Genomic DNA, 17011 nt, shown 5'->3' on the forward strand with positions numbered 1-17011 from the left:
CCTGCGCCTCGGAACCCCCGACCTGGGCCGAGCCGCCGCCGCTGTTGGAACAATCGTTGCCGGACGCGGAGTTGAGCAGCCCGACAACGCTGACGGTGTTGCCGCAGGCGTCGATCTCTGCCTCGACCGGCGCCTGGACGTTGTTGCCGGAGAGGACGCCGGGTGAGTTGGTCGCGGAGCCCTGGGCGCCGGTGTCGGCGTGCGCGTAACCGCTGGCCGCGGCGAGGACGCCGGACGCGGCCGCAATCGTCATCAGGCGCTTGCGGGTGACCTGTCGCATTTGCTGAATTACCTGCCTTAGCCTTAAGTTCTGATCTTTTCGGCATGTCCAGAGACTTATCGGCCCCGGAGTGCATGGCACGCACTCCGGGGCCGACGGTTATCGGGCCCTCACCGGGTGAGGCACAACGTCACTGGTTGATGCAGGTATTGCCGAAGGCAGGGTTCAGCAGCCCGATCACGTTGATCGTGTTGCCGCACACATTCACCGGAATGTGGACGGGGGCCTGGACGACGTTGCCGGACGCGACACCCGGGGAGTTCAAGGCCTGGCCCTGGGCACCGGCGTCGGCGACAGCCAGACCCGCACCCGCGAGCACCAGACCACCGGTGGCAGCCGCAGCAGCGACGACCTTCTTGATCATTATTCCTCCTTGTTGGCAAAGCGACCCCGACTAGCGAGTCGCATCACCTGTAACGAGGAGGAATGATCGGGGCTACGAGCGTATGGTCCGATTCACCCGACTCGGTCGTCCTTCGTACGCGCTGACGAATAATTCAAGCAGGCTTCAGCGTGCAATTCACGCGAAAAGAACCCGTTCAGCTCCCATCAGATCCATCACGGAGTTCAGGACGCGTCGATAAAACGGTCGAGCACGCGGACGCCGAACTTCAGCCCCTCCACCGGCACCCGTTCGTCGACGCCGTGGAACATTCCCGCGAAGTCCAGCTCCGGCGGCAGCTTCAGCGGCGCGAAGCCGAAGCCGCGGATGCCGAGATCGTCGAAGGACTTGGCGTCGGTGCCGCCGGAGAGCATGTACGGGACCGCCTTCGCGGCCGGGTCCTCGGCGAGCAGCGCGGACTGCATGGCGTCCACGAGCGCCCCGTCGAAGGTGGTCTCCAGCGCCTTGTCGGAGTGGACGTCCTCACGCCTGACCCTGGGCCCGAGGATCTTGTCGAGGTCGGCGAGGAACTCCTCCTCGAAGCCGGGCAGGAACCGTCCGTCGACATGGGCGGTGGCCTCGCCGGGGATGACGTTGACCTTGTAGCCGGCACCGAGCTGGGTGGGGTTGGCGGTGTTGCTGAGGGTGGCGCCGATGAGCTTGGCGATGCCGCCGAGCCTGGCGAGGGTGCCCTCCATGTTCTCCGGGTCGAGCTCGGTGCCCAGCGCGTCGCCGAGTTCGTCGAGGAAGGCGCGGGTGGTCTTGGTGACCCGCACCGGGAACGTGTGGCGGCCGAGGCGGGCGACCGCCTCGGACAGCTCGGTGATGGCGTTGTCGCGGTGGATCATCGAGCCGTGCCCGGCCGTGCCGGCCACGGTCAGCTTCATCCAGTGCATGCCCTTCTCAGCCGTCTGGATCAGGTAGAGCCGCCGCTGCTCGTTGACGGTGAAGGAGAACCCGCCGACCTCACTGATCGCCTCGGTGACACCTTCGAAGAGTTCGGGATGGTTCTTGACCAGGTACTTCGCGCCGTAGGTGCCGCCGGCCTCCTCGTCGGCGAGGAAGGCCAGGACGATGTCGCGCGGGGGCTTGCGGCCGCTGCGCAGCCGGTCCCGGACGACCGCGAGGGTCATTGCGTCCATGTCCTTCATGTCGACCGCGCCCCGGCCCCACACACAGCCGTCCGCGACCTCGCCCGAGAAGGGGTGGTGGGTCCAGTCGGCGGCGTTGGCCGGTACGACGTCGGTGTGGCCGTGGATGAGCAGCGCGGGCCGGGACGGGTCCTCGCCCTCGATGCGGGCCACCGTGGAGGCGCGGCCCGGGTGCGATTCGAAGATCTTCGGTTCGAGACCCACCTCGGCGAGCTTCTCCGCGACGTACTCGGCGGCCTTGCGCTCGCCCGGACCCGAGTGGTCGCCGAAGTTGCTGGTGTCGATCTGGATCAGCTCGCGGCAGAGGTCCACGACCTCGTCCTCGCCGGTCACGCGCCTGGCCGTGTCCGTCTCGCTCACGCTGCTTCCTCCCGCTGTGGCTGCTGGTGGTTGCTCCTCATCCTCCTCCTGCCCGGGCTCCCGCCCCAAGACCGGGACCGGCCCGTCACACGCCGTTCACGCCGGGCGCTCCATGGAACGGGGTGTGATCGAGGGCCTCCGAAAGCCTGGTAATGTTTCCTCTGTCGCCGCGGGGGACACCCCGCACGACAGACACCTTGTCCGGGTGGCGGAATGGCAGACGCGCTAGCTTGAGGTGCTAGTGCCCTTTATCGGGCGTGGGGGTTCAAGTCCCCCCTCGGACACACAGTGGCGAAGGCCGCGACCTGAGGGTCGCGGCCTTCGTGCGTGCGGTGCGGCGATCTGTGGGGCTGTCTCGTCCGCCCTGGAAAACCCCACGGCCGGCTGTAACGAGCCGGCGTTGCCGCCGCTGCCGCAGGCTGGCCGGCGGCGGGCGCGATGCCGGCCCGGCCGCTGTATCCGCCGACGACCGCGGGCTCCGCGCAGGGTCGTGTGCCGGGGCGGGCAGAATGGCGGTCATGTCGTCGCGTCGCAGCTCCAAGGCCCGTTCGAAGAACTCGGCGAAGGCCGCCGTCCGGTCCGGGGCGTCGGGTGGGGTGCCGTCGAACGCCGCCCGCCCGTGCCCGTGCGGTCTTCCGGTGACGTACGAGGGTTGTTGCGGCCGTTTCCACGCCGGGCCCGCGGTGGTCGCGCCGACCGCCGAGGCCCTGATGCGGTCCCGGTACAGCGCGTTCGTCGTGCAGGACGAGGCGTACCTGCTGCGGACCTGGCACCCGCGCACGCGTCCTGCGCGCGTCGACTTCGATCCGGGCCTGCGTTGGACCGGTCTGGAGATCCTCGACAGGAGCGAGGGATCGCCCTTCCACACCGCCGGTACGGTCACCTTCCGCGCCTCGTTCCGCGACGGCTCACTCCACGAGCGCAGCCGCTTCGAGCGGGTGGACGGGGCGTGGGTGTATGTGGACGGGGAGTTCCTGGAGTAGGCCCGGTCCCCGGGTCAACCGGTGGTGGCGGGGCGGCCGTTGGGGGCCAGGATGTCGAGTTCCTTGAGGGCGCCCTCGGTGATCTCCCGTGTGAGGCGTTCGGCGCGGGCGGCGTCGCCCTCGCGGATGGCCTCGGCGACCTGGACGTGCAGAGTGACGGCGGCGGGGTCCGGGTCGTGGAACATGACCTCGTGGTGGGTGCGGCCCGCGAGAACCTCCTCGACGACGTCACCGAGGCGGGCGAACATCTCGTTGCCGGACGCCTTGAGGATCAGCCGGTGGAAGGCGACGTCGTGGAAGAGGTAGCCCTCCAGTTTGTGGCCACGTGAGTTGGCGACCATGCCGATCGCGCACTCGGTGAGCGCGGCGCACTGCTCGGCGGTGGCGTTGGTCGCGGCCAGGCCGGCCGCGACCGGTTCGACCGCCGACCTCAGGACGGTCAGCGAGCGCAGCTGGCGGGGGCGGTCGGCGCCCGCGAGGCGCCAGCGGATCACCTGCGGGTCGTAGACGTTCCACGCGGCGGGCGGGCGCACGATGACACCCACGCGGCGGCGGGACTCGACCAGGTGCATCGACTCCAGCACCCGTACCGCCTCGCGCATCACGGAGCGCGACACCTCGAACCGCTGGGCGAGTTCGTCGGTGCGCAGGACGCTGCCCGGCGGGTACTCGCCCGCCGTGATCGCCGGGCCGAGCGTGTCCAGTACTCGGCCGTGCAGCCCCCGGCCCGGTGTGGTCATGGGGATCAGGGTACGAGGAGCGCGGACCCAAGGAAAAGTCAGGTTTATTTGCGACGAGGGCTTGAATTAGTCGTACCTATTGGGCTTCAGTGTCGTCGACGTCGGATGACGTCCCAGAGGTCGACGAGGACAGCGAGGTGACGATGCGTACCCCTCCCGTCGTCGTGGTGATGGGCGTGGCCGGGACCGGAAAGACGACGATCGGTCCCCTGCTCGCGGCCCGGCTCGGCGTTCCCTACGCCGAGGGCGACGACTTCCACCCCGAGGCCAACATCGTGAAGATGTCGGCCGGGACACCGCTGGACGACGCGGACCGGTGGCCGTGGCTGGACGCCATCGGCGACTGGGCGCGCGGCCGGGCCGGGCTCGGCGGGGTGGTCAGCTGCTCGGCGCTGAAGCGCGCCTACCGGGACCGGCTGCGGTCCGCCGCGCCGGGACTGGTCTTCGTGCACCTCGCGGGTGACCGGGCGCTGATCGAGGACCGCATGGCGCACCGGCGGGGGCACTTCATGCCGACCGCGCTGCTCGACTCGCAGTTCGCCACGCTGCAACCGCTGGGGGCGGACGAAGCGGGTGTCGAGGTCGATGTCTCGGGCGACCCCGAGGAGATCGCCGGGCGGGCGGTCGCCGCGCTGCGGAGGCTCAACCGGTCGTCCTCGTAGGGCTCTGGTCCGGGGCCGCTGCCTCGCGACCCACCGACGTCAGGCCCCGGGGCCTGCGTGCGTCGGCCGGCGCCACCGCGTTCCGCCTCGCTTCTCTCTCCGCCTCTTCCCTCTCCCCCTTTCCCCTTTCCCCTCCATTCAAGGATTCACCGTGACCAGACTCAGCGTCGAGATGCTGGCAGCGGAGCCCGTCGAGCCGATCACCTCGGCCGGCCACGCTCAGCTGGGCATCGCCGTCCTGATAGGCATCGCCGTCATCGTCCTGCTCATCACCAGGTTCAAGGTGCACGCCTTCCTGGCCCTGACCATCGGCTCGCTCACGCTCGGCGCGTGCGCCGGGGCACCGCTGGACAAGGCGATCGCCAGCTTCACCACCGGGCTCGGGACGACCGTGGCCGGGGTGGGTGTGCTCATCGCACTGGGCGCGATCCTCGGCAAGCTGCTGGCCGACTCCGGGGGCGCCGACCGGATCGTCGACACGATCCTGGCGAAGGCCGGTGGGCGGGCCATGCCGTGGGCGATGGTCCTGATCGCCTCGGTGATCGGACTGCCGCTGTTCTTCGAGGTCGGGATCGTGCTGCTCATCCCGGTGGTCCTGATGGTCGCCAAGCGCGGCGGCTACTCGCTGATGCGTATCGGAGTCCCCGCCCTCGCGGGCCTCTCCGTCATGCACGGGCTGATCCCGCCGCACCCCGGGCCGCTGGTGGCGATCGACGCGGTCAAGGCCGACCTGGGGGTCACGCTGGCCCTGGGGCTGCTCGTCGCCGTGCCGACCGTGATCGTCGCCGGGCCGCTGTTCTCGAAGTACGCGGCGCGCTGGGTGGAGGTCCCGGTGCCCGAGCGCATGATCCCCGCGCGGGCGTCGGAGGAGCTGGAGAAGCGGCCCGGGTTCGCGGCGACCATCGCGACCATGCTGCTGCCCGTCGTGCTCATGCTCGCCAAGGCCCTGGTGGACATCGTGGTCGACGACCCCGAGCAGATGGTGCAGCGGGTCTTCGACGTCGTCGGCTCACCGCTGATCGCGCTGCTCGCGGCCGTGCTCGTGGGCATGTTCACGCTGGGGCGGGCGGCCGGGTTCACCAAGGAGCGGCTGGCGTCGACCGTGGAGACGTCCCTGGCACCGATCGCCGGCATCCTGCTGATCGTCGGTGCCGGTGGCGGCTTCAAGCAGACACTGATCGACTCCGGGGTGGGGCGGATGATCCTGGAGATCTCCGAGGACTGGTCCATCCCCGCACTTGTCCTGGCCTGGCTCATCGCGGTGGGCATCCGGCTCGCGACGGGGTCGGCGACCGTCGCCACCATCTCCGCGGCCGGGCTCGTGGCACCGCTGGCCGCCGACATGTCGACGACGCACACGGCGCTGCTCGTCCTCGCCATCGGCGCCGGCTCCCTGTTCTTCAGCCATGTGAACGACGCCGGGTTCTGGATGGTCAAGGAGTACTTCGGTATGACCGTCGGCCAGACCATCAAGAGCTGGTCGGTCATGGAGACAATCATCTCGGTGGTGGCGGGGGCGCTCGTGCTGTTGCTGTCGCTGGTGATCTAGTGCTGTGACCGGAACGGTTTGCCGGACAGCTCGCGGCGCCCGGTGCTGGGGGCACCTCCCACGCCGTTCAGGCAGTGTGGAGCAACGCAAGGCGGAGTATCACCCAGTGCCGTGCCGGGCGCCGCGAGCCGGTGAACCTTCCGGTCACAGCACCAGGCGCCGGTCCGGAGGCAGGCGCCCCGCTGCGGGCGCTGCCTCCCTACGGCCGCCACAAGGGATGCTCCCGGTCCGCCCACTCCTTGGTGACCAGGCCCGTGCGGAGGCCCTTGCGGGCCTCCGGGTCTCCCAGGGCCATGCCGATGTGGCCGGCCAGGACGATGCCGATGGTGAGGGCCAGCCAGTCGTGGACGAAGGTCGCGCCGGTGCGCCATGCCAGGGGGGTGAGGTGGGTGAACCACATGATCAGACCGGTGGCGAGCATGACGAGCGTGGCTCCGGCGATCCAGGCGGCGTAGACCTTCTGACCGGCGTTGAACTTGGCGGCGGGCCGCGGGCCGGGCGTACGACGGCGCACGGCGCGCAGCCAGACCCGGTCGTGCGGCCCCCAGCGGTTCAGCCGGCCCACGTCGGCGCGGAACGCGCGCGAGGCCAGGCCCGCGAGGACCGGGAGCGGCAGGAGCAGGCCCGACCACTGGTGCACGGTCACGACCAGGGCCCGGCGGCCCACCAGTTCGGCGAGGGCGGGGAGGTAGAGACAGGCCGCCGTCACCACGCAGACCCCCATCAGGGCGGCCGTCGCGCGGTGGATCCAGCGTTCGGCGGGGGTGAAGCGCCGGACGCGTGCGGGCGCCTCGGCGTCGGCCTTGGCGGGGGCATCGGCGGACGGTGTCTCAAGTCGTCGGTTCATCGTCCCGCCCGTTCGACCGGCCCACCCAGGCGTCGATGTCGTAGCCCCGCCGCTCCCAGTAGCCCGGCTCGACGTCCTCCGTGACCTCGATGCCGGAGAGCCACTTGGCCGACTTGTAGAAGTACATCGGGGCGACGTACAGGCGTACCGGACCGCCGTGGTTGTGGCTGATGTCCTTGTCCTGCATGCGCAGCGCCACGAGGACGTCCGCGCGGCGGGCCTGCTCCAGGGTGAGGCTCTCGCTGTACGCCCCGTCGAAGCAGGTGAAACGGACCGCGCCGGCCGAGGAGCGCACCCCGGCCGCGTCCAGCAGCACGGAGAGCCGTACGCCCTCGAACGGGGTGTCCGGGACCCGCCAGCCGGTCACGCACTGGACGTCCTTCACCATCCGGGTCTGGGGCAGGGCCCGCAGATCGGCGAGGGTGTAGGAGGCGGGCCGGTCGACCAGGCCGTCCACGGTGAGGCGGTAGTTCTTCGCGTTCCTGCGCGGGACGGACGCCGTCACCGAGTAGTAGCGGAAACCTCCGCCGTTGGGGAGCAGACCGGTCAGGCCCGTGGGGTCCTTCTCGGCCGCCTCACCGAGAAACGCCTCCAGGCCGCGCTGGAGGACGGGCGCGGAGGCCACGCCCAGGGCGCCGAGGCCGAGGGTGCCGAGGAGGATCCGGCGGCCGATGGGCTTGCCCTGCTCGGTGTCCCGGCCGCCGTGGCCCTCACGCTCTTCGGGGTGCTCCGTCGGCGCTTCCCGCGCCTCGGGATGTTCAGGGTTCACACAACGATTCGACCATCCGCCGCCCCCGTCGGGCCAGCGACGGCGGAGGTCCGTCAGAATTCCGTCACATCTGCCAAGGGTTCAGGCCGTCGCATCGGTCACAGGCTCAGGACGTCGCATCCGTCACAGGCTCAGGACGTCGCATCCATCACAGGCTCAGGACGTCGCATCCATCAGGGGCTCAGGCGTCACGGCCGCTTGGGGCTCAGGACGTCGCCTTCGCCGCCGCGCGGCCCGCGGTGCGGCCCGAGAAGAGGCAGCCGCCCAGGAACGTGCCCTCCAGGGAGCGGTAGCCGTGCACCCCGCCGCCGCCGAAGCCGGCGGCCTCCCCCGCCGCGTACACGCCCTCCAGCGGGTCGCCGCCCTCGGTGAGGACGCGGGACGACAGGTCCGTCTCCAGGCCGCCGAGGGTCTTGCGGGTGAGGATGTTCAGGCGGACGGCGATCAGCGGGCCCGCCTTGGGGTCGAGGATGCGGTGCGGGGTCGCGGTGCGGATCAGCTTGTCGCCGAGGTAGTTGCGGGCGCCGCGGATCGCCGTGACCTGGAGATCCTTGGTGAACGGGTTGGCGATCTCGCGGTCGCGGGCCACGATCTCGCGGCGCAGCTCTGCCTCGTCGATGAGGGGGTCCTTGGTGAGCGCGTTCATGCCGCGGACCAGTGAGCCGAGGTCCTTCTCCACCACGAAGTCGACGCCGTGGTCCATGAAGGCCTTGACCGGGCCGGGGACGTCCGCGCGGGCCCGGACGAAGACGTCCTTGATCGACTTGCCGGTGAGGTCGGGGTTCTGCTCGGAGCCGGAGAGCGCGAACTCCTTGCCGATGATCTTCTGGTCGAGCACGAACCACGTGTAGTCGTAGCCGGTCTTCATGATGTGTTCGAGCGTGCCGAGGGTGTCGAAGCCGGGGAACAGCGGCACGGGCAGGCGCTTGCCGCGTGCGTCCAGCCACAGCGACGAAGGCCCGGGCAGGATGCGGATGCCGTGGTTGTCCCAGATGGGGTTCCAGTTCTGGATGCCCTCGGTGTAGTGCCACATGCGGTCGCGGTTGATCAGGCGGGCGCCCGCCTCCTCGGCGATGGCCAGCATCCTGCCGTCGACGTGCGCGGGCACGCCGGAGATCATCTTCTCCGGGGGGTTGCCGAGGCGCTTCGGCCAGTTGGCGCGGACGAGGTCGTGGTTGCCGCCGATGCCGCCGGAGGTGACGATCACGGCCTGGGCCTTGAACTCGAAGGCACCGGTGACGGTCCGGGTGCTGGGCTGCCCGCGCTCGATCGTGGACGGTTCGAGGATCTCGCCGGTGACGGTGTCCACGGCGCCCGCGCTGCGCGCGAGCCCGGTGACCCGGTGCCGGAACTTCAGCTGGACCAGCCCCCGGGCCACGCCCTCCCGGACCCGCCGCTCGAAGGGCGCCACGAGGCCGGGGCCGGTGCCCCAGGTGATGTGGAAGCGGGGGACGGAGTTGCCGTGGCCGTTCGCGTCGTAGCCGCCGCGCTCGGCCCAGCCGACCACGGGGAAGAAGCGGACGCCCTGCCGGTGCAGCCAGGCGCGCTTCTCGCCAGCCGCGAAGTCGACGTACGCCTCCGCCCACCTGCGGGGCCAGTGGTCCTCCTCGCGGTCGAAGGCGGCCGTGCCCATCCAGTCCTGGAGGGCGAGGGCGTGGCTGTCCCTGATCCGCAGGCGGCGCTGCTCGGGCGAGTCGACGAGGAAGAGACCGCCGAAGGACCAGTGCGCCTGCCCGCCGATGGACTGCTCCGGCTCCTGGTCGAGGAGGATCACCTTGCGACCCGCGTCGACGAGCTCCGCGGTCGCCGCGAGCCCGGCGAGGCCCGCCCCGATCACGATCACATCTGCGTCGTACGACATGGAGGAGGTCCTCTCGGGAACGGAGCGGTCGGGCGGGGGCGGGCGTGCCGGGCCGGCTGCCGCCCGACGCCTTGTTACTGGCCGGTCAGCAGCTTTTGGGGACTGATCCTTCGGCAGAGGACGTGACCTAGTCAACTGTCCGGATGTGTCTCCCCTTACGCACGGCCCACAGCGCGGCGGCTACAGTCGTCTCAATACGTATCGGGCCACCCGTTGAGGCATAAATCGCCCTCCCCGGGGAATCCGAGCGGCCAGATCCTGCGGGTCGGCCGCAGCGGCCCGTCCGACGACCCTAGGTACCCCGCGTGTCGGTTCTCGTTCTTCTCCTCTCCGTGTGTGCCGCCTGCTGTCTGGGCTTCGGCTTCGTGCTCCAGCAGCAGGCCGCCGCGCACGCGCCGATCGGCGACTTCCTCTCCCCCCGGCTGCTCCTCGATCTGGTCCGCGTGCCCCGCTGGCTCGGCGGGATCGGGCTGATGGTCTGCGGTATGGCGCTCGGCGCGGTCGCGCTCGGCCAGGGCGAGGTCACACTGGTGGAACCCCTCCTCGCGACCAATCTGCTCTTCGCCCTCGCCCTCTCCCGCCGCCGGAACCGGCAGCCGCTGGGCCGCCAGGGCTGGGCGGGGCTCGCGCTGCTCGCGGGCGGGGTGACGGCGTTCATCGTGGCCGGTCAGCCGCAGGGCGGCGCAGCCGTCGGCGGGGCCCTGCGGCAGTGGCTGATCATCGGCGTCATGGTGGGGGCCGCCCTGCTCCTCACGGCGACCGCCAAGCGGTCCCGGCTCAGTGCCGCACCCATCCTGCTCGGCGTCGCCGCCGGGCTCCTCTACGGCGTCCAGGACGCGCTCACCCGGGTCAGCGGGCAGTTGTTCACCGAGGGCGGCTGGGGCGGGCTGCTCACCACCTGGGAGCCGTACGGGGTGCTGCTGCTCGGGGTGACCGGGCTGCTGCTGGTGCAGAGCGCCTTCGAGGCGGCGCCGCTGCGGATGTCGCTGCCCGCGCTCACCGCCGCGCAGCCCCTCGCGGGGATCGCCTGCGGGGTGGGCTTCCTCGGGGACCGGCTGCGCACCGACGCGGGGGCCCTCGCCTGGGAGGCGGCCGGGCTCGTCGGCATCGTCGTCGGGGTCGTGCTGCTCGGGATGCATCCGGCGATGCCGTGCAACCACTCCGGGAGCGCGCGGGTGCGGGAGCTCCAGCGGAGCTGACCGCGTCGGGACCGCTCGCCTCGGCAGGCGAGGCCTCGCCTGGTTGGATGAGGGCATGAGCGCCGCCGACGAGATCCTCGACATCGTGGACGAGAACGACCAGGTCATCGGACAGGCCCCGCGCGGGGAGGTGTACGCGCGCGGGATGCGGCACCGGGCGGTGTTCGTGCGGGCCCGGGACGCCGAGGGGCGGATCTTCGTCCATCGCCGGACGGCCACGAAGCTGGTCTTCCCCTCCCTGTACGACATGTTCGTGGGCGGGGTGGTCGGCGCGGGCGAGTCCTACGACGAGGCGGCGCTGCGCGAGGCGGAGGAGGAGCTGGGGGTCTCGGGGCTGCCCCGGCCGGTACCGCTGTTCAAGTTCCTGTATGACGACGGGGACGGGCGCAGCTGGTGGTCGGCCGTGTACGAGGTGCGCTGCGTACTGCCTGTCGACCCGCAGGTCGAGGAGGTCGACTGGTACGGCTTCCTGCCGGAGACGGAGGTCGAGCGGCGGCTCGGCGAGTGGGAGTGGGTGCCGGACGGGCTGGCCGCGTGGGAGCGACTGCGGGAGTTCGGGGGCTCGGGGGCGGGGGCCGGGGCCGCCGGGGGCGGCGGGTAGGGTCCCTCAAGTGATCGAATTCGTGCGGAACGTCCGGCTCTGGTTCGCTCCGGAGGAGATCCGGGAGGAGGGCGGGACACCGGACTACCGGTTCTCACTGGCGAACGAGCGGACGTTCCTGGCGTGGCTGCGCACCGCGCTGGCCCTCATCGGCGGTGGCTTCGCGGTGGACCAGTTCCTGCCGGACCTGCGCTGGGGGTGGCGCGTGGGACTCGCGCTCGCCCTGCTCGCTGCCGGGGTGCTGTGTGCTCTGCGGGCGGTGAACCACTGGGTGCGGTGCGAACGGGCGATGCGGCGCGGCGAGGATCTGCCCGTTTCCCGCTTCCCGGCCGCGCTGGGCGTCGTGGTCGCCGTCGTCGCGATCACCATGGTGGTCGTCGTCCTGCTCGGGTGGGAGGGATGACCCCCCTCCGGGAGGCTGCCGAGCGGGATCCCGGGCTCCAGCCGGAGCGCACCCGGCTGGCGTGGCGCCGCACGACCCTGACGGGCGCCGTGATCGCCGTGCTCGCCGTGAAGTCCGCGCTGCACGGCGGCGCCTCGGCGCCCGGGGTGGTGGCGGCCGCCCTGTGCGCGGCGCTGTGGCTGGGTCTCCTGGGGCTCGCCCACCGCCGGATCGGCGCCCTCGTCGGCCCCCGGCCGGCGGCTCTCGCGCCGCGAGTGGCCGTCACCGCCGTGCTGTGCACGGTCGCCCTCGCCGTGTGCGGTGCGGCCCTGGTGCTCTGACCGCGGTTCCGCCCCGGGGGTGGGCGAACCGTGGCCGAGGCTCGGGGAGCGCATGAGGTTTCGCAAAGGAAGAAGTGGGACTTCTGCGCCTGCCTTGGTGAGGTCACCTCCGCACCGCTGAAGGTGAGCAGCACCATGACCACCGTCCACCAGGAACACCCTGTCCATGACCACGAGCACGGCGACGGGGGCGGACACACGGCTGTGCCGCACGGCGGTCACACCGACTACGCCCACGACGGGCATCTGCACCGCGAACACGCCGGACACGGGGACGAGTGCGAGCCGAGCGGGCACACGGAGCACGACGGGCACGCCCATGAGCACGGTGACGGGTGAGGGCACCGGACGGTGACGCACGGGGACCACGCGGACCATGTGCACGGCGGTCACCGCCACGGGGCGCACGAGGCGGTCACCGCCACGCGGCGCACGACGGTCACTGGGACTACCACCAGTGCTGTGACGGCGTCCGGGGTGCCGCTCGTCGGCCGGCACCCCGGACGGTCACCCGCGCGGTCCCGGTACCCCGGATTTCGGTGGTTCGTCGCCGACTGGCAGGCTCTGAGCACCGGTTGGCGACGATTCGGGGGGATGAAGGGGATCACTATGACCGCAGCAGAGCCGTACACCGTCGCGTTGGCGAGCGACGTGTACGCCTATGTGCAGCCGGACGGCGGATGGTGTCTCAACAACTCCGGGTTCGTGAGCGACGGGACGACCACCCTGCTGGTGGACACCGCCGCGACGGAGCGCCGGACCCGGGCGCTGGGCGCCGCGCTCGACGCGACCGGTGTCCCCGCTCCGCGCTTCCTGGTCAACACCCATCACCACGGCGACCACACCTACGGAAACGGCTTCTTCACACCGGCAGCCACGCTCGTCTCGCACTCCGCCTGCCGTCGGGAGGCCCTGGCCAGCGGGCAGCACCTGCATCTCCTGTGGCCCCGGACCGACTTCGGCGACATCAGCATCAAGGGCGCGGACCTGACGTACGACGACCGGATGACCGTGCACGTCGGGGACATCGAGGCCCGGATCATCCACCCCGGCATCTCGCACACGGTCGGCGACTCGCTCGTCTGGCTGCCGCACCGGAAGATCCTGTTCGCGGGTGACCTGGTGTTCGAGGGCGGTACGCCGTTCTTCCTGATGGGCTCGCTGAGCGGCTCGCTGCGGGCTCTCGCGCTGATGCGGGAGCTGGGCGCCGAGACCGTCGTCCCGGGGCACGGGCCGGTCACGGACCCGTCGGCGTTCGACCGGGCCGAGCGGTACATGCGGTTCGTGGCTGAGGTCGCCGAGAAGTCCCACGCGGCGGGACTCACTCCTCTGGAGGCGGCGAGGTCCACGGATCTCGGCGAGTACGCCGCGCTCCCCGAGAGCGAGCGGCTGGTGGCCAATCTGCACCGGGCCTACGCCGAACTGGACGGGCTGGCCGAGGGCGAGGGCGTGGACCCGTTCGCCGGATTCATGGACATGGCGAGCATCAACGGCGGGGAGATGATGACCTGCCACGCCTGACGCCCCGGACGGCCCGGCGACGGTTTCGGCGACCGGACCCTCGGGTGACTCCATCGGTTACGGGATCCGGCCCCGCGCGGCCGGATCCCGTCGAGACTCCGATCACTTTCGCCCTGCCCACTGGACGACATACCGACCGGTCGGCATCATAAGTCTGGTTCCGTTGTCCCCGCGTATAGGAGCAATGATGCGCCCAGACCACCCGCCAGGTCTCGACCCCGACCGGCTCCGCGCCCTGCTCGACGCCGAGCGGCCCGGGCTGGTGGCCGGTCCGCTCACCGGCCGGCTGATCGAGGGCGGGCGGTCGAACCTGACGTACGAGGTCACCGACGGGGTCGCGAAGTGGGTCGTCCGACGTCCGCCGCTCGGCCACGTCCTGGCGACCGCGCACGACATGAAGCGCGAGCACCGCGTGATCAGCGCGCTGCACCCGACGGACGTCCCCGTGCCGCGCCCCGTGCTGCTGTGCGAGGACGAGGAGGTACTCGGCGCGCCCTTCTACGTCATGGACTTCGTCGAGGGCACCCCGTACCGCACCGCCGAGCAGCTCGCGCCCCTCGGCGCCGAGCGCACCCGGGCCGCCGTGCTGAGCCTGGTCGACACCCTCGTGGAGCTGCACGGGGTGGACCCGGCCGAGGTGGGCCTCGCCGACTTCGGGCGCCCGGAGGGCTTCCTGGACCGGCAGCTGCGGCGCTGGGGCAAGCAGCTCGACGCGTCCCGCAACCGCGAGCTGGCCGGCATCGACGAACTGCACGCGGCCCTCGGCCGGCAGCTCCCCCACTCTTCCGCCCCGGCGATCGTGCACGGCGACTACCGGCTGGACAACGTCCTGCTGGGCGAGGACGACCGGATCAGGGCGATCCTCGACTGGGAGATGTCCACGCTCGGCGATCCGCTGACCGACCTGGGTCTGCTGGTGATGTACAGCGTGCCGCTCGGGCTGCCCGACTCACCCGTCTCGACGACCGCGACGGCCGCCGGGCACCCGGACCCGGCCGAGATCGTGGCCCGCTACGCCGAGCGTTCGGGCCGGGACGTGTCGTCCGTGGCCTGGTACACGGCGTTCGCGTGGTTCAAGCTCGCCGTGATCCTGGAGGGCATCCACTACCGGTACACCCTCGGCCAGACGGTCGGCCGTGGTTTCGACCGCATCGGCGATCTGGTTCCCGTCTTCATCGAACACGGCCTGACGACTCTTCGTACCGGCTCCGTCTCCCAGGAGGGCTGATCCACCATGGACTTCGCATTCGACGCCCGTACGGAGGAGCTGCGCGCCAAGCTTCTCGCCTTCATGGACGAGTACGTGTACCCGGCCGAGGCCGTCGCCGAGGAGCAGCGGGCGGCGCTGTCCTCGCCGTGGGACACCCCGGCCGTGGTGGAGGAACTGAAGGCCGAGGCGCGCAGGCAGGGCCTGTGGAACCTCTTCCTGCCCGACTCCGAGTACGGGGCCGGTCTCACCAACCTCCAGTACGCGCCGCTCGCCGAGATCACCGGGCGTTCGCCGCAGCTGGCGCCGACCGCGTTGAACTGCGCGGCGCCGGACACGGGCAACATGGAGGTGCTGACGCAGTTCGGCGACGAGACGCAGAAGAAGCAGTGGCTGGAGCCGCTGCTCGCCGGTGAGATCCGATCGGCCTTCGCGATGACCGAGCCGGAGGTGGCCTCGTCCGACGCCACCAACATCACCACTCTCATCGAACGGGACGGCGACGACTACGTCGTCAGCGGGCGCAAGTGGTACATCTCCGGGGCGATGAACCCCGACTGCAAGATCTTCATCGTGATGGGCAAGACGGACCCGGACGGGGCCGACATCCGCCGCCAGCAGTCGATGGTGCTGGTGCCCCGGGACACCCCGGGTGTCACGGTGAAGCGCGCCATGCAGGTCTTCGGGTACGAGGACCACTACCACGGCGGCCACGCCGAAGTGATCTTCGACCGTGCGCGTGTGCCGGTGTCGAACCTGATCGGCGAGGAGGGCGGCGGCTTCGCCATCGCCCAGGCCCGGCTCGGCCCCGGCCGTATCCACCACTGCATGCGGCTCATCGGGATGGCGGAGCGGGCGATCGAGCTGATGTGCCGGCGGGCGGTGGCCCGCGAGGCGTTCGGCAAGGCGCTGGCCCAGCAGGGCGTCGTGCACAACTGGATCGCGGACGCGCGGGTCGCGGTCGAACAGCTGCGGCTGCTGGTGCTGAAGACCGCGTGGATGATGGACACGGTCGGGAACCGGGGAGCGCACACCGAGATCCAGGCAATCAAGATCGCGACCCCACGGACCGTCGTCGACATCATCGACCGGGCGATCCAGCTGCACGGAGCGGGTGGTGTCAGCCAGGACTTCCCGCTGGCCGAGCTGTACGCGGGGGCGCGGACGCTGATGATCGCGGACGGGCCGGACGAGGTGCATCAGCGGTCGCTGGCGCGGCGGGAGCTGAAGCGGTACGTGTGACGCCGGGCGCCTGGTGGGCTGGGGGTGCGGGTGGTTATGGCGGTCGGGTGCGTTGTTGTTTCTCGCGCCGTTCCCCGCGCCCCTGAAGGGCTGGGCCTGCGGCCCGCCCCTGGTCCTGAGAAGCACGGAGTGCGGCCCCGGTCGCTTTTCAGGTGCTTTTCAGGGGTGCGGGGAACTGCGCGACCAGCCCCACGCGCCCGCACCCTCCAACGCCCCCGGCCCCGAGTCACGAGGCGCCCGGTGTCACGGCCGCAGCGCGCGCAGCAGCAGGTCGGCCAGGTGGTCGGCCACCTCCTGCGGGCCCATCGGGCCGTCGGGCCGGTACCACGTGGACAGGTGGTGGACCGAGCCGAAGTGGTAGTCGACGACCAGGTCCGCGGGGGTGGCCTTGGAGAAGACGCCCGACTCCTGGCCCTCCTCGATCAGCGCGCGGAAGCGCTCGTGGTAGCGGCGGCGCTCGGCACGGACCTGCTTGTTCTTCTCGGGGCTCAGGTGGTGCATCGAGCGGAAGAAGATCATCGCGTCGTCGAGGTTGTCGATGGTGGTGACGACGACATCGGCGGCGGCACCCCTCAGCCGCTCCTCCACCGGCGCGTCGGCCCCCGCGAACGCGTCGAGCCGCTCCTGCTGGATCCGCAGCACGCGGGCGTACACCTCGTGCAGCAGGTCGTCCTTGGAACCGAAGTAGTGGTACAGCGCGCCCTTGGTGACGCCCGCCGCCTCGACGATCTCCTGCACGGACGTGCGGTCGTAGCCCTGCTCGGCGAAGAGCCGGGTGGCGGCGGCCAGCAGCCGCTGCGGGACGGGGGTACCGTCTCCGTCCGTCGTCCTGGGCACTTCCGCCACCTGCCTTTCGAAGTTCTGTCGTCGCCTACTGGTCGTCCCACGGCCGTCGAACGGTTCCCGACCTGCCGGAAGGGGACGATCCCGTCGC

At 70.9% G+C, this 17011-nt stretch carries 18 protein-coding genes, 1 tRNA gene and 1 pseudogene; 12 read left to right on the top strand and 8 right to left on the bottom strand.

From position 1 onward, the window contains the following. From ACZ43N_RS22400 to ACZ43N_RS22410, 3 genes are all read right to left on the bottom strand, one after another. The coding region (locus ACZ43N_RS22400; protein ID WP_468099737.1) for a chaplin at nucleotides 1–280 on the bottom strand (280 nt) is incomplete at its 3' end. 130 nt (nucleotides 281–410) lie between these two features. After that, nucleotides 411–644: a chaplin gene (locus tag ACZ43N_RS22405; protein ID WP_468099738.1), complete on the bottom strand. Its 234-nt coding sequence runs from the start codon at nucleotides 642–644 to the stop codon at nucleotides 411–413. A 203-nt stretch (nucleotides 645–847) separates the two neighbouring features. Beyond that, nucleotides 848–2173, bottom strand: coding sequence for a M20/M25/M40 family metallo-hydrolase (locus tag ACZ43N_RS22410; RefSeq protein ID WP_468099740.1), 1326 nt, complete (start codon nucleotides 2171–2173; stop codon nucleotides 848–850). A 199-nt stretch (nucleotides 2174–2372) separates the two neighbouring features. On the opposite strand from ACZ43N_RS22410, the gene ACZ43N_RS22415 reads away from it, so the two are divergent. Together ACZ43N_RS22415 and ACZ43N_RS22420 are read left to right on the top strand one after the other, a co-directional pair. Then, nucleotides 2373–2457: transfer RNA gene (locus ACZ43N_RS22415), tRNA-Leu, on the top strand. Nucleotides 2458–2691: 234 nt separating this feature from the next. Next, entirely contained in the window at nucleotides 2692–3156 is a 465-nt protein-coding gene (locus tag ACZ43N_RS22420) for a YchJ family protein (protein WP_468099742.1), read from the top strand. 14 nt (nucleotides 3157–3170) lie between these two features. Here the strand turns inward: ACZ43N_RS22420 and ACZ43N_RS22425 are convergent, their stop codons facing one another. Beyond that, nucleotides 3171–3896: a FadR/GntR family transcriptional regulator gene (locus ACZ43N_RS22425; protein WP_468099743.1), complete on the bottom strand. Its 726-nt coding sequence runs from the start codon at nucleotides 3894–3896 to the stop codon at nucleotides 3171–3173. Nucleotides 3897–4039: 143 nt separating this feature from the next. On the opposite strand from ACZ43N_RS22425, the gene ACZ43N_RS22430 reads away from it, so the two are divergent. Further along, entirely contained in the window at nucleotides 4040–4558 is a 519-nt protein-coding gene (locus ACZ43N_RS22430; RefSeq protein WP_468099744.1) for a gluconokinase, read from the top strand. Between the two features lie 151 nt (nucleotides 4559–4709). After that, nucleotides 4710–6107, top strand: coding sequence for a GntP family permease (locus ACZ43N_RS22435; RefSeq protein WP_468099745.1), 1398 nt, complete (start codon nucleotides 4710–4712; stop codon nucleotides 6105–6107). Between the two features lie 199 nt (nucleotides 6108–6306). On the opposite strand, the gene ACZ43N_RS22440 is transcribed toward ACZ43N_RS22435, so the two are convergent. From ACZ43N_RS22440 to ACZ43N_RS22450, 3 genes are all read right to left on the bottom strand, one after another. Then, complete coding sequence (locus tag ACZ43N_RS22440) at nucleotides 6307–6954, bottom strand: cytochrome b/b6 domain-containing protein (RefSeq protein WP_468099747.1); 648 nt, start codon at nucleotides 6952–6954, stop codon at nucleotides 6307–6309. Beyond that, complete coding sequence (locus ACZ43N_RS22445; protein WP_468099749.1) at nucleotides 6938–7723, bottom strand: molybdopterin-dependent oxidoreductase; 786 nt, start codon at nucleotides 7721–7723, stop codon at nucleotides 6938–6940. Before ACZ43N_RS22445 ends, ACZ43N_RS22440 begins: the two co-directional genes overlap by 17 nt. Nucleotides 7724–7928: 205 nt before the next feature. Then, nucleotides 7929–9584, bottom strand: coding sequence for an FAD-binding dehydrogenase (locus ACZ43N_RS22450; RefSeq protein ID WP_468099750.1), 1656 nt, complete (start codon nucleotides 9582–9584; stop codon nucleotides 7929–7931). 305 nt (nucleotides 9585–9889) lie between these two features. On the opposite strand from ACZ43N_RS22450, the gene ACZ43N_RS22455 reads away from it, so the two are divergent. The 8 genes and pseudogenes from ACZ43N_RS22455 (at nucleotide 9890) to ACZ43N_RS22490 (ending at nucleotide 16077) form a co-directional block, all read left to right on the top strand. Continuing rightward, nucleotides 9890–10783 carry a DMT family transporter gene (locus tag ACZ43N_RS22455; RefSeq protein ID WP_468099752.1) on the top strand — a complete coding sequence of 298 codons (894 nt, stop codon included), beginning with the start codon at nucleotides 9890–9892 and terminating at the stop codon, nucleotides 10781–10783. Nucleotides 10784–10838: 55 nt separating this feature from the next. Further along, the gene (locus ACZ43N_RS22460; protein ID WP_468099754.1) at nucleotides 10839–11384 is read left to right on the top strand and encodes an NUDIX domain-containing protein; all 546 of its coding nucleotides are present in this window, start codon (nucleotides 10839–10841) and stop codon (nucleotides 11382–11384) included. Between the two features lie 10 nt (nucleotides 11385–11394). Then, nucleotides 11395–11787, top strand: coding sequence for a YidH family protein (locus ACZ43N_RS22465; protein ID WP_468099755.1), 393 nt, complete (start codon nucleotides 11395–11397; stop codon nucleotides 11785–11787). Then, nucleotides 11784–12107 carry a DUF202 domain-containing protein gene (locus tag ACZ43N_RS22470; RefSeq protein ID WP_468099757.1) on the top strand — a complete coding sequence of 108 codons (324 nt, stop codon included), beginning with the start codon at nucleotides 11784–11786 and terminating at the stop codon, nucleotides 12105–12107. The genes ACZ43N_RS22465 and ACZ43N_RS22470 overlap by 4 nt, the downstream gene beginning before the upstream one ends. A gap of 135 nt (nucleotides 12108–12242) precedes the next feature. Next, nucleotides 12243–12562, top strand: a pseudogene (locus ACZ43N_RS22475) (hypothetical protein); the annotation flags it as partial. A gap of 154 nt (nucleotides 12563–12716) precedes the next feature. Continuing rightward, nucleotides 12717–13628 carry an MBL fold metallo-hydrolase gene (locus ACZ43N_RS22480; protein ID WP_468099758.1) on the top strand — a complete coding sequence of 304 codons (912 nt, stop codon included), beginning with the start codon at nucleotides 12717–12719 and terminating at the stop codon, nucleotides 13626–13628. A gap of 187 nt (nucleotides 13629–13815) precedes the next feature. Next, nucleotides 13816–14856 carry a phosphotransferase family protein gene (locus ACZ43N_RS22485; RefSeq protein WP_468099954.1) on the top strand — a complete coding sequence of 347 codons (1041 nt, stop codon included), beginning with the start codon at nucleotides 13816–13818 and terminating at the stop codon, nucleotides 14854–14856. 6 nt (nucleotides 14857–14862) lie between these two features. Then, nucleotides 14863–16077, top strand: coding sequence for an acyl-CoA dehydrogenase family protein (locus ACZ43N_RS22490; protein WP_468099760.1), 1215 nt, complete (start codon nucleotides 14863–14865; stop codon nucleotides 16075–16077). Nucleotides 16078–16320: 243 nt separating this feature from the next. On the opposite strand, the gene ACZ43N_RS22495 is transcribed toward ACZ43N_RS22490, so the two are convergent. Continuing rightward, nucleotides 16321–16914: a TetR/AcrR family transcriptional regulator gene (locus tag ACZ43N_RS22495; RefSeq protein WP_468099761.1), complete on the bottom strand. Its 594-nt coding sequence runs from the start codon at nucleotides 16912–16914 to the stop codon at nucleotides 16321–16323. Nucleotides 16915–17011: the final 97 nt, after the last annotated feature.

It is taken from the genome of Streptomyces sp. NPDC030814, assembly GCF_055572155.1.

Excerpts from the sequence above, each read along its gene's own strand:
- ACZ43N_RS22405 (WP_468099738.1), bottom strand. The coding sequence starts at position 644 with ATGATCAAGAAGGTCGTCGCTGCTGCGGCTGCCACCGGTGGTCTGGTG.
- ACZ43N_RS22420 (WP_468099742.1), top strand. The coding sequence starts at position 2,692 with ATGTCGTCGCGTCGCAGCTCCAAGGCCCGTTCGAAGAACTCGGCGAAG.
- ACZ43N_RS22425 (WP_468099743.1), bottom strand. The coding sequence starts at position 3,896 with ATGACCACACCGGGCCGGGGGCTGCACGGCCGAGTACTGGACACGCTC.
- ACZ43N_RS22430 (WP_468099744.1), top strand. The coding sequence starts at position 4,040 with ATGCGTACCCCTCCCGTCGTCGTGGTGATGGGCGTGGCCGGGACCGGA.
- ACZ43N_RS22440 (WP_468099747.1), bottom strand. The coding sequence starts at position 6,954 with ATGAACCGACGACTTGAGACACCGTCCGCCGATGCCCCCGCCAAGGCC.
- ACZ43N_RS22450 (WP_468099750.1), bottom strand. The coding sequence starts at position 9,584 with ATGTCGTACGACGCAGATGTGATCGTGATCGGGGCGGGCCTCGCCGGG.
- ACZ43N_RS22460 (WP_468099754.1), top strand. The coding sequence starts at position 10,839 with ATGAGCGCCGCCGACGAGATCCTCGACATCGTGGACGAGAACGACCAG.
- ACZ43N_RS22470 (WP_468099757.1), top strand. The coding sequence starts at position 11,784 with ATGACCCCCCTCCGGGAGGCTGCCGAGCGGGATCCCGGGCTCCAGCCG.
- ACZ43N_RS22480 (WP_468099758.1), top strand. The coding sequence starts at position 12,717 with ATGACCGCAGCAGAGCCGTACACCGTCGCGTTGGCGAGCGACGTGTAC.
- ACZ43N_RS22485 (WP_468099954.1), top strand. The coding sequence starts at position 13,816 with ATGCGCCCAGACCACCCGCCAGGTCTCGACCCCGACCGGCTCCGCGCC.
- ACZ43N_RS22490 (WP_468099760.1), top strand. The coding sequence starts at position 14,863 with ATGGACTTCGCATTCGACGCCCGTACGGAGGAGCTGCGCGCCAAGCTT.